This is a genomic window from Pseudomonas sp. BSw22131, from assembly GCF_026810445.1.
Classification (GTDB): domain Bacteria; phylum Pseudomonadota; class Gammaproteobacteria; order Pseudomonadales; family Pseudomonadaceae; genus Aquipseudomonas; species Aquipseudomonas huanghezhanensis.
The window spans coordinates 699061-710419 of sequence record NZ_CP113949.1 but is presented as its reverse complement, the minus strand read 5'-3'; the positions used below and the strand labels follow the sequence as shown (position 1 = coordinate 710419).

At 56.3% G+C, this 11359-nt stretch carries 8 protein-coding genes and 1 riboswitch; of the genes, 2 read left to right on the top strand and 6 right to left on the bottom strand.

Going from position 1 to position 11359, the window contains the following annotated elements; all coding sequences use genetic code 11:
- Window positions 1-77 precede the first annotated feature (77 nt).
- Window positions 78-182: riboswitch (TPP riboswitch) on the bottom strand.
- A gap of 168 nt (window positions 183-350) precedes the next feature.
- A complete protein-coding gene (locus OYW20_RS03120; RefSeq protein ID WP_268799280.1) occupies window positions 351-1790 on the top strand; it encodes a TolC family outer membrane protein in 1440 nt (479 codons plus the stop codon).
- A 34-nt stretch (window positions 1791-1824) separates the two neighbouring features.
- Here OYW20_RS03120 and OYW20_RS03115 read toward each other — a convergent pair whose 3' ends face one another.
- The 6 genes from OYW20_RS03115 to OYW20_RS03090 all read right to left on the bottom strand — a co-directional run bounded on the left by OYW20_RS03115 (window position 1825) and on the right by OYW20_RS03090 (window position 10915).
- Window positions 1825-2241, bottom strand: coding sequence for a hypothetical protein (locus tag OYW20_RS03115; RefSeq protein ID WP_268799279.1), 417 nt, complete (start codon window positions 2239-2241; stop codon window positions 1825-1827).
- Window positions 2242-2492: 251 nt separating this feature from the next.
- On the bottom strand, window positions 2493-2936 hold the full coding sequence (locus OYW20_RS03110; protein WP_268799278.1) for a hypothetical protein: 444 nt from the start codon (window positions 2934-2936) through the stop codon (window positions 2493-2495).
- Window positions 2937-3054: 118 nt separating this feature from the next.
- Complete coding sequence (locus OYW20_RS03105; protein WP_268799277.1) at window positions 3055-3453, bottom strand: hypothetical protein; 399 nt, start codon at window positions 3451-3453, stop codon at window positions 3055-3057.
- A gap of 733 nt (window positions 3454-4186) precedes the next feature.
- Window positions 4187-8536 carry an RHS repeat-associated core domain-containing protein gene (locus OYW20_RS03100; RefSeq protein WP_268799276.1) on the bottom strand — a complete coding sequence of 1450 codons (4350 nt, stop codon included), beginning with the start codon at window positions 8534-8536 and terminating at the stop codon, window positions 4187-4189.
- A 205-nt stretch (window positions 8537-8741) separates the two neighbouring features.
- Window positions 8742-10016, bottom strand: coding sequence for a lipid IV(A) 3-deoxy-D-manno-octulosonic acid transferase (gene waaA, locus OYW20_RS03095; protein WP_268799274.1), 1275 nt, complete (start codon window positions 10014-10016; stop codon window positions 8742-8744).
- Window positions 10017-10030: 14 nt separating this feature from the next.
- A complete protein-coding gene (locus OYW20_RS03090) occupies window positions 10031-10915 on the bottom strand; it encodes a LysR family transcriptional regulator (protein ID WP_268799273.1) in 885 nt (294 codons plus the stop codon).
- 107 nt (window positions 10916-11022) lie between these two features.
- Here OYW20_RS03090 and OYW20_RS03085 point away from each other — a divergent pair, with 107 nt between their 5' ends.
- The gene (locus OYW20_RS03085; RefSeq protein WP_268799272.1) at window positions 11023-11355 is read left to right on the top strand and encodes a DMT family transporter; all 333 of its coding nucleotides are present in this window, start codon (window positions 11023-11025) and stop codon (window positions 11353-11355) included.
- The last annotated feature ends 4 nt before the right edge of the window (window positions 11356-11359 follow it).

The following is an 11359-nucleotide window of genomic DNA, read 5'->3' as shown; positions in this document are numbered from 1 at the left end:
GAGGGTTGTTCAGCGGCTCGCTGGCAGAGCAGCGGTTGAACAATCGACCCCGGACGACACTCAAGAGGACTCGCCGGGAGACGAGAAATCTTGTTCCCTACGCAGGCGCTAACCTGATCAGGTTCAACGGGATCCGGATTATCCGATCTCAGCCTCAAAGCAAGGCACCCCGACAAGAACGTCGCCAGTCTAGTCGTCGTACACGCCGATCGCCAAGCGCGGAATTCAAACGCTCGTTAAATGGCTGATTTACCCGATTGTTGTCGGCATCCTCCGGAACTACACTCGCTACGCGGCGCCAAAGCCATCTGGATCCGCCTTGGCGATCACCATAACTAGGGAATGTCTCAATGCTGCGCAAACTTTCACTGGCCATTGCCGTGTCGTGTGCTTCAAGTGCAATGGCCGCAGCAGCGGATTTGCCTCTGCCGACCAAGACCGGGCTGGTCAGCGTTTATCAGGAAGCCGTCAATAACAACGCCGACCTGGCCGCCGCCCGCGCCGATTATGACGCCCGCAAGGAGATCGTCCCTCAGGCCCGCGCGGGCTTGCTGCCGAACATCTCCGGTGGCGCTGACGTGAACAATTCCCGGACGCAGCTCGATCAACCTGCGGCCACCATCAACCGCAGCGGCACGGTGTATCGAGCCACGCTGAGCCAGCCGATTTTCCGGGCTGACCGCTGGTTCCAGTTGCAAGCGGCCAAAGACGTCAACGAGCAGGCCGCACTTGAGCTGTCGGCCACTGAACAAAACCTGATTCTGGACAGCGCTCAGGACTACTTCACTGTGCTGCGCGCCCAGGACAACCTCGCGTCGACCAAGGCTGAGGAAGCCGCATTCAAGCGTCAGCTGGATCAAGCGCGGGAGCGCTTCGACGTTGGCCTGTCCGACAAGACCGACGTGCTGCAGGCACAAGCCAGTTACGACACGGCGCGGGCCAGTCGCATTGTTGCAAAGCGCCAGGTGGACGACGCGTTTCAGGCATTGGTGACACTGACCAACCGGGAATACAACTCCATCGAAGGCATCGTTCACACGCTGCCGGTGCTGACGCCAACACCCAACGATGCAAAAGCCTGGGTTGACACCGCCGCCCAGCAAAACCTGAATTTGCTCGCCAGCAACTACGCGGTGAGCGCCGCCGAAGAAACCCTGCGCCAACGCAAGGCAGGCCATGCGCCAACGCTGGACGCAGTGGCCCAAGTGGAGAAAGGCGATAACGATGCGCTGGGTTTTTCCAACCCGAACTTCACCGGCCAGGCTTATCACGGCAATGTCGAGCAGCGCACCATCGGTGTTCAGTTGAACATCCCGATCTACAGCGGCGGCCTGACCAGCTCGCAGGTGCGTGAAGCGTATTCACGCTTGAGCCAGAGCGAACAACGCCGCGAAAGCCTGCGCCGTCAGGTCGTGGAAAATACCCGTAACCTGCACCGCGCAGTGAACACCGATGTGGAGCAGGTGCAAGCCCGCAAGCAATCGATCATCTCCAACCAAAGCGCGCTCGAAGCCACAGAAATCGGCTATCAGGTCGGCACCCGCAACATCGTCGACGTGCTCGACGCGCAACGCCAGCTCTACGCCTCCGTGCGCGACTACAACAACACCCGCTACGACTACATTCTCGACAACCTGCGGCTGAAACAAGCAGCGGGAACATTGAATCCGGGGGATTTGCAGGACCTGTCGCGATATTTGAAAGCGGATTACAACCCGGATAAGGACTTCCTGCCGCCTGACTTGGCGAAGGAAGCGGCTAAGAATTTTGAGCGGCCGGTTGAGCGGTAGGGTTGGGGGGGGGGTTACCGCCCCACCGCCACACTCAAACCTGGGAAGGTGCAGCGCATTTGCCGGTTGTCGAGTAGAGACAACAGACGTCTTCGGTAACGGCGATAACCTGAAGTGGGGTGCTGCTACCGAAGACAGGTGAAATCAGCATGGGTCGAAGATCATCGGTCGCCGCCGCATGTTGGAGGAAAGCTTTCAAGCTTTTGCTTTCAGCCATAGCGAACTGTCCTCTAAACGTGATTGTTTTGCCTTTGTAGCTGACTAAATCTTGTGCAACGTAGTACTGCGATTCTGACAAAAGAGACAAAACGTCATCAATGCCGTCTGACAAGACGAGCATGGCCTCAGGCAGACATAATTCGCGCATTGCAAAGTACGTTTCCGAGAGATCCTGATGCAATGAAAATTCTGACTGTTCCAAACCAACAAACCTATAAAGATTATTACTCATACAAGCTTGCACATCATCAATACATGCCCCCACGACATATAGCACCTATTATTTGCAAGAACATGCTCGCTCCTTGCATAGAGACAACATAGGTCTTTAGTGATATCTGCCACCCGCCCAAGACGAACACTGAACAAAGACGATATCAACATTGGACATAGTTATTCAGTGCCAACAGCATTACGCAAACAGGGTATCAATTTCGCACCTCTGCCATCGAGCAAAAAAAATCTAAGCTAGCAATCTTAATGTTAAGATCCGTAGTTAAAGACTGTGCAAAAACGACCCAACGACTCGATCAATTCGCAAAGCACCGTATCCTCTGGATCGATTCTTAACTGCCACACATCCAGCCATGACTTGATCCTAGCGTAGGTCATCCCACAGAAATCCTCGAAAGAAATTTCTATGGTTGTCGCGCCATTTTTTATTAGGAGATTCTTATCCTTTTTTTCAAGCTGCAAATAAAATGAAGAATTCGCAGCATTCACAACGCTCCGGTTGTTTCGCTTAGTCACATGCAGTGACTGCAGTTCGTCCAGCAGACCACTGAGAAATATGAAAATCATTATCGACTGGCTAGGATTATAATTTCCTGAATCAATCACCTTCCCATCACCACCAATAAATATATCCCCCAACTCCAAACCAGTAATTTCATCATCTATCAAAAGTAGGGTGAGTTCGATATTCATTTATTAGAGTCTATAACTGCCAGAAATGTAGTAACGACTGAAGCCGTCCGCCGCCTTCACTAAAACCTGCATAAGCTCTTCGCGATCTGTTTTGCAATGCCTGCATCAAACTAAAGATTTACATTCCCTCTCGCCCCCTCGAATACAGATAGCAGAAACCCTCAGTAATAACGATCACCCGCTCCGGACTTACATCGAACAGAGGCGATATGAGCAGCTGGCATAAGTCATCACTGGCAGCAGCATTACCCAGATAGGCTATCAATTTCATTTTTCCGGCTATCAATAACTCACCTCGAAATGAAATTTTTTTCCCTTTGTACCGGACGAAATCGGTAGCAACATAGTAATAATCTTCTACGAGCAAAGACGAAACGCTTGCAACACTCTCAAAGGTATCAATAATATTTTGATATTGGCACAACTCGCTCATCGCAGAATAACGCCGTGCCTGGTTATCCGCATCAATTTGAGGCTCATTACTCAAATCAGAAAATGGGTATCGTACCTTTCTCACTCAGTTCGCAACCTCATAAAAGACGTGACCATTTTTATCGCTTCGACACCACTTAAACAATTGAACTGCAAGCCTTGGTTCGCCCCGAAAAATAGCGCCCGCACATCAAAGGCCAGCAACATTTAGAGCTATATATGTGACGTATATATCCAAAGCTCTTCAAACACATACGCTTCGTCCAAGTGATCGGTTAACTTACAGAAATCATCTCTGTCACGGGGCAGCAACAAGCCAATTCCTCGCATTCCGATTATTTTAACAAGTCCAATATGAGCAACCTGCTCACGCGTAGTACGCAGCACGTCCGACACAGTCATGCCAGGCCAGAGCTTATTCAAATAATTTCCTTGGAATCTTGAATTACAGGATATATACCTTATTACCCCCGCGTCGTCATGATAAGCAGTGATCATGCCTTCATTTATTATGATAGAGTTCGGACCTGCATCTAGCGAATAAATTTCGGGCAACTCAGAAATTATATCTTCTACATTACCCCCTATAAAAACCCCCCCTAATGACTCTCCGGGAACAATAGTGGTATTTAATATCATAGTTCTCTCACAGACAATTAACTTGCACCTGAAATATCTGAAATAACTCACAGCTCACATCAATATGATTTCCGCACATAAAACCCAGAACATTAAAATTTAAAATCGTATTTATTAAAGCCTCCAAAAGGCACCTTCCACACAGCTACCAAATAAAACACCACACAAAACCAACAAATTCATCTCGGCTGATTTTTGGGCTCGCCACCGACAAACACAGGACTATCAACTATTCGTTCGTATCGCACAAATCCTGGAGGTGTGATCCTTCCTTGAACATCCCCATCTCGCTTCACCTTCCAATAACTCGTCTTATGGATACCACCACCCGGATGAAAATCCAATGTGACAAGCGCTCCATTTTTGGTTGTCCTAATATACTCAGTATGGGATGTTTTTTTTGTTTCCAACTCGGTAATGTTTTTGTAGTAGCCTTTACTCAACAGCATCGCCTCGACATCCTCAGGCTTTTTCCCTGTTAGTTTGCTTACCCAAGGCTGGGCTATTCCAAACCGCTTGTTAAATTTCTTCGTGCATACAAAGCCCAGCGGATCAATCCACCCCACCGGATTCGGCGCGTACTGATACAGGTTCAAACCACCCGCTAACCCAATCGGATCAGGTGTGGTAAACCGCCCTATATCGGGGTCGTAGAAGCGGAAGGTGTTGTAGTGCAGGCCGGTTTCGCGGTCGAGGTATTGGCCTTGAAAGCGCAGGTTTTGCTGTTCGATGTAATAGGGTTCGCGGTTCTCTTCGCGGGTGTTGCCCCACACCTGGAATTCGGCGCTCCAGACCGCCTCGCCGTTGGTTTCGGTGAGCAGTTGCGGCAGGCCGTTCAGGTCGTTGTGGTAGTAGCGAATGGTCTGGTGTTCGCCCGTGCCGTCGACGCGGGCGAGCGGTTCGTGGCTGTTGTCGATGTAGAGATAGAGGCTGCTGTGGCCGTAGCGGTGTTCTTGCAGCAGCCGCAGGCCGTCCCAGGCAAAGCTGGTCTTGCCCAGTTCGGTGCCGCTGCGGTCGTGTTCAGTTTTACTGATGCGTCGTCCGAGCGGGTCGTACGTCATGCGCACGACGTTGCCGAGTGCGTTACGCACTTCGATCAGCCGGTGTTCGGCGTCGTAGGCGAAGGTTTGTCGGCCGTGACGCAGGCTGTTTTTTTCGATCAGGCGGCCGAAGCCGTCGTAGCGGTATCGCTTGTCTTGGAAACTCAGTAGCCGGTTATGGCTGACCTGACCCAAGCGGCTTTTCGGGCCATCAAGCAGGTTGGCGGCGGCGTCATAGGCAAACGTTTCCGGCGAGCCGACACCCGAGTCATTGGCGGCCATGATCCGTTGCGTCGAGTCGTAGTGGAGCACTTGGCGCTGGTGGGTTGCGCGGTCCAGGCGTCCGATCAGGTTGTCGATCGGGTCGTACCGGTATTCGCTTTGGGCATGAGCAGGCAAGTGGAATGGCTGATCAATTGATCGTCGCTGACGGCTACTGAGTCGACCGCCCAAGTCATATTGGCTGCGGGTGACAATCTGGCCCTGGCTGCGCAGCACTTCGCGGTGCAAACGGTCGCGTTCGAAGTCGCACACCACCTGACCATCAATGTTGAGCTGGTGCAGATGACCACTGCCGTAATGCAGGCGATTGATCCAGCGGCCATCAGGCATTCGGCTCTGACGGCAAATGCCCAGTTCGTCGTAATGATGCTCAAGGCTGCCCGATGCACTTTGCTCACTTAACAACTGGCCCGAAGTGTCGTACGCAAACCCCAGTGCGCTTGAGCCGCCGGCGCTGTCGGTGAAGACAACGGCCGTCAGCTGATCCGCATCGTCGTACCGGTATTCGCTGCAGCCGTCGTCGGTGATTTTGGCGATCACTCGGCCCAGCGCATCGCGCTCGAAACGATGAATGAGCGCCTCGGCTGCGTCGGTTTGATCACCCTCCAGACTCGGCGCAGGCACATGCTCAACATGGCTGACGTTTCCCAGCCCGTCGTAGCCATAGCGGCGACCGCTGCCGTCCAGGTCGCGCTGCGACAGCAGTTGGTCACCCGCATCCCAGCCAAACCGGTAGTGCTCGCCGTTCTCATTGGTCAGCGTTTGCAGACGGCCGTAAGCGTCGTAGCCAAATGCGACCTGGCGTTGATGCGCATCGACGCGCAAAACGACCTGTCCGCGCAGGCCATGCTGGTAGTGAGTCGCGCTGCCCGCCGCGTCGATGAAACGGGTCAGCGCACCACTGCCATCACGTTGAAAGTGTTCGACACGGCCATCGCTCAGCTCGCGCTTTTGCAAATGGCCGCAGGCGTCATGCTGGTAAACCGTGCGCTCGCCCAAGGCATTGGTGACGGCTTGCAAGTGGCCGCGACGGTCGTACGTAAAATCCGTTGGATAACCTGAGCAGTCGGTCTGGCGGGTAACCTGCCCATGCTCGTTCCAGCGCAGCTTTTTGGTTTTTTGTGTGACGTCGATGATCTCGACGACCTGCCCGTAAACGTCGTGCCGGTAACGGGTGACGTGCCCGAGCGGGTCGGTGACATGCGTACAATTGCCGCGTTTGTCGTAGCGGTAGCGCCAGCTATTACCCGCTGTGTCTGTCTGCGCCAGCGGCAGCGACCAGTGTTCGAGATACACCGACGCATCGCGACGCCCGAGCGGATCCTGCGTAGAGCACAGATTACCGGCCGCGTCGTAGCTGAACTGCCACTGCCCGCCCTGCGGATCAACCGCGCCCAGTAACTGCCGCTCGTCATTCCACTCAAACTGCCAGGTAAGTCCAAGCGCATCTGTGAACTCGGTGATCTGGTGCTGCGCATTCCAGCGCCGGGTGCTGATCCGGCCAAGACCGTCGGTGACGGAGGTGGTCCCTGCTGTCAGGTCGTAATCAAACCGGTACTCATCGCCTTCATCAGTCCAGTGCTTAACAACCCGCCACTCGCGCTCGTCGATCAACGCCCAAGCGTAGAAACAGCGCAACCCGCTCGGCATCTGGTGCTCGACCATGCGCCGCTCGCTGTAGACGAAACGCCGTTGCGTGTGCCCCAACGCGTCTCGCACCTCGGCCAGATCGCCTTGCGCGTCATAGTCGTAACGGGCCAGCACCTCCCGGCTCTCATCCAGATGAAAGCGCTCAATCTGACAGACCCGACGCGGCCACTGCACCGAATACACCAGCAAAACCCGCATGATATTGAAGGTGTCGCGCACATGGATCAGACGCCCGAGGTCGTCGTAATCAAGAAGGAGGCGGTTGTCGTTACGGTCTTCCAGTTGCACGAGTCGAAGCCGCTGAGGGTCTGCCGGATGCGGTTCGAACAGGCGATACAGCCCGTCCTCGCTCTCGATCAACAATCGCCCGTCGTCGTGTCGGCGCAACGCCAGTCCTTCGCCTGCGCTGTACGCCGCGTTGCCCGGTGCAAGCTCACCAAGGTCAATGGAACGCGCCTGCTCATCGAGGTAGATCAGCCGCTCGCCGCCATCAGGATGGGCCTCGATGCGCACGCTGATTTCGAACGGCACGCTCCAACCCGCGCCAAACAGGCCTTCAGGTCGCTCGTCGCGGCTGTTGTAAAAACGCTGCCACGCCACCGGCAATACACCCGGCAGAACAAAATCCAGTTCCTCGGCATCGCACAGCACTTTGGCCCCTGTCGCTGCGTGCACCGGATGAGGTGAGCCAGTCACGGCCTGGGTCAACGCGCTGACGGCCCGGCTGGAGACGAAGCCGTTTACCGCACCAAGCGCCATGCAAGGCAGATTGCTGATCAGCTTTCTCGGGCCGCCGCGCAGCATCGCCAGCGCCGTGACGGCAAACCCGACGCCGGGTGTTTTGCCGCTGCGAATCTCTCGCACAACGACCGTTTCGCCACCAATACGCACGTTGGGCGATATCAGCCCGGACGACACCACGGTGGCGCCGCAACTGCTGCGGTCGCCGCTGCGCACAGCGGGCTGACCGTTGATGAAAACCTTCGCCGAACCCTCGGCCAACAGCGGAACCGGCATAGGTGAGTGCCGCGTGCACAGCACCTCATCGTGCGGCTTGGGAGTCGCGCCCGGCACCGGCGTGGCGATGGTCGGGCACCACATCTGGGAGAAGATCTCACGGGGGATGTCGTGGAATTCAGGCTCGGATTCGTCGTTATCGAACGCATCCGTAGGCCCTTCATCCGGTACGCTGCCTGCCGCTCGCGCAGCCGGCAGTCCGTTGATGAAGGTGTTGTGAGAGCCGGTGAGGATGGTCGCAGCAGGCGAAGGTGGAAACAGCGCGTTGCCGATGCCTTCGCACAGGCTGCCGAGGCCCGTGTCCAGACCACTTGCACTCATGGCGACGCCCACCACCAGACCGACCACTGCGCCAAGCACGCAAGCACCAATGCCGCCAGTTGCCAGGGTCAACCCGGCCGCAGCGGCAACAGCGGCCGTCGCCAACGCCCCGATCGCAACATAAGCTGCTACTTCGAGCACGCCGCCGAGGATGTCGGCCATCACTGAGGTGTGGGAAAGGGCATCGCCCTGACGAGCGGCCCAGAGTGCGTCGGACATTCCGTGTTGCTCGCGCCAAGAAAGCGCGGGAATGTAGGGAGATAAAGCGCTGCTGTCCGAACGCCGAAACACAAAAAGCGTGGGTTACAGAATTTACGGAAAGGGGTTACAGATGGGAGTTATTGCGTCCTACACGCCATCGACAAAGGGCCTACATAGTCGATGGCGTGCGGTGTTACTTAGGGTTCGCTGGCCAGCGATGATCTCAGCGAGTCAGTCGTCCGATCCCCTCGAGCAATCGCTGCATCGCACCCTGATTGGCTTTGATCACGCCCAATCCTGCGTCGGTCATTGTGCGTACCAACTGCGGCTGCTCGATCAGGCGCTGAACGCCCATCGACAGGCTTGCAGCGTCGCTCACTTCCTCCAACGCCCCCGCATTGCGCAGCAACGCCGCGATTTCAAGGAAGTTAAACAGATGCGTGCCGCTCAGCACCGGTTTCGCCAATGCGGCTGGCTCCAGCAGGTTGTGGCCGCCATTGGGAACCAGACTGCCGCCAACGAATGCGATATCCGCCAGCGCATAAAGGAACAGCAATTCCCCCATCGTATCGCCAAGCAGCACTGACGTAGACGACGTCACTGACTGAGAAGTCGACCGCCGAACCGCTGCAAACCCTTGTTGCTCGCACAGCTCGAAAACGCTGTTGAACCGCTCGGGATGACGCGGCACCAACATCAGCAAAGCGTCAGGATGCGTCGCCAGCAACTGACGATGCGCCGCCAGGACAATTTCATCCTCGCCGGCATGCGTGCTGGCGGCGATCCAGACCGGACGCTCCGTGGTTTGCCACTCGGCACGCAGTTGAGTGGCGCGCTCAAGCAATGCGGGATCAATCGTCAGATCGAATTTGATCGAACCGGTCACCACCACACACTCGGGCCGTGCACCGAGGTCGAGAAACCGCTGTGCCTCGGCCTGGGTCTGCACCGCGAACAGATTGACTTCGGCCAGCATCGGGCGTGTCAGTTTGGCGAATCGGCCGTAGCCACGTGCCGAACGCTCAGATAGCCGGGCATTGGCGACAACTATCGGGATGCCTCTTTTCGCACACTGGTGAATATGATTCGGCCACAGCTCGGTCTCCATGATCACACCGAGTCTGGGCTGGATGTGATTCAAAAAACGGGACGCGGCCCACGGAAAATCGTAAGGCAGGTAGCAATGCTGGACGCGCGGCTCGTCGGCGAACATCGAGCGGATTCGCTCGGAACCTGTGGGCGTCATGCAGGTAATGGTGATGGGCAACTGGGGATAACGTGTCAGCAATTCACGAATCATCGGCGCAGCGGCAATGCTCTCGCCGACCGAGACGGCGTGTACCCAGATACCGCCGCGCTGCATGCGCGGAAGGCGTCGCGCAAACCGCTCGCTTACACGCTGCGCGTAGGCAGGAGCCTTGCGTGAGCGCAGCCACAAACGCAGCGCGATGATGGGTAGACCAAGGTGAAACAGGACGCTATAGAGGGTTCTATTCATGGGCGCGGAGTTTATCAGCCAATGGCCTTCAGATGATGAGTGAAACATTCGGCCAGCCATTGCGCGGCCGGCCCCAGTGGTTCGTCGCGGCGCCAGACCATTTCAACCACCAGCGCAGGCGGTGTCCATTCGCTGGTCAGTTCGATCATCTGCCCGTGATACGCCGGGTATTGCACTACATGACGAGGTAACCACGCCCAGCCAAGACCGCGCATCAGCAGTTCCGCCATCACATAAAAGCTGTCCGCGCGCCAGACTTGCGGGCTTAGCTGCTCGCCTCCGGGGTAATCGCTTTGCAGCGGTGCGATCAGCAATTGCCGATGCCGGGCCAGTTGTTGACGGCTGATGTGAGCCTCGCTCGCCAGCGGATGATCGACTGCGCAGACCGTCACCATTTCAACGCTGCCCAGCACGCGCCTCTCCAACGCTTCGGGCATTTGCTCGTGGTGAAACAATAGCCCCAGATCCGCCCGGCGCTCGACGAGTTTGCGCGCAACATCGCCCTGCGCACTGCTCGCCAATTGCACCTCCATGCTGGGAAAACGCTCATCCAGAGCCTCAAGGCTGTCGAGCACCGGCTGGTACGGCATGGCTTCGTCATGGGCCACCCGCAGCCTGGCCTCCTCGCCGCGCATCAGCGCCAGCGCCCGACCGTCGAGCCGCTCGCATTGGCGCAGCACTTCCCGCGCTTCCTCCAGCAATGCGCTGCCGGCGCTGGTCAGCGATGGCTGTCGACCGCTGCTGCGATCAAAAAGACTGACACCCAGATCGGTTTCCAACAGCGCAATGGCCTGACTGACCGCCGACTGCGCACGCTTGGACTGTCGCGCTGCGGCTGAAAAAGAACCCATTTCAACGACGCTGACAAACAAGCGGATTTGCTCAAGATTCCATTGCATGGGCCAACCGACCTATCAGCATTAAAGATAGGTAATGACTTTACCCCATCTTCCAAATCCCTAGAATGCCAGGCCATAGAAGAGAGAATTTGAAGAGGAATGCCGCCATGTCCGCTTACTACTTGCTGGCGATTGCCATTTGCGCCGAAGTCATCGCAACCGTTTCAATGAAGGCCGTTAAAGGATTGAGCACTCCGCTGCCGCTGCTGCTGGTGATTGTTGGCTACGGCATCGCGTTCTGGATGCTGACGCTGGTGGTGCGCAGCATCCCGGTAGGGGTTGCGTACGCTGTCTGGGCCGGGATGGGCATTGTGATGGTGAGCATCGCAGCGCTGTTCATTTACGGGCAAAAACTCGACGTGCCCGCCATGCTCGGCATGGGTCTGATCGTCGCAGGCGTGATTGTCATTCAGCTGTTCTCAAAAACCGCCGGTCATTGAAAAG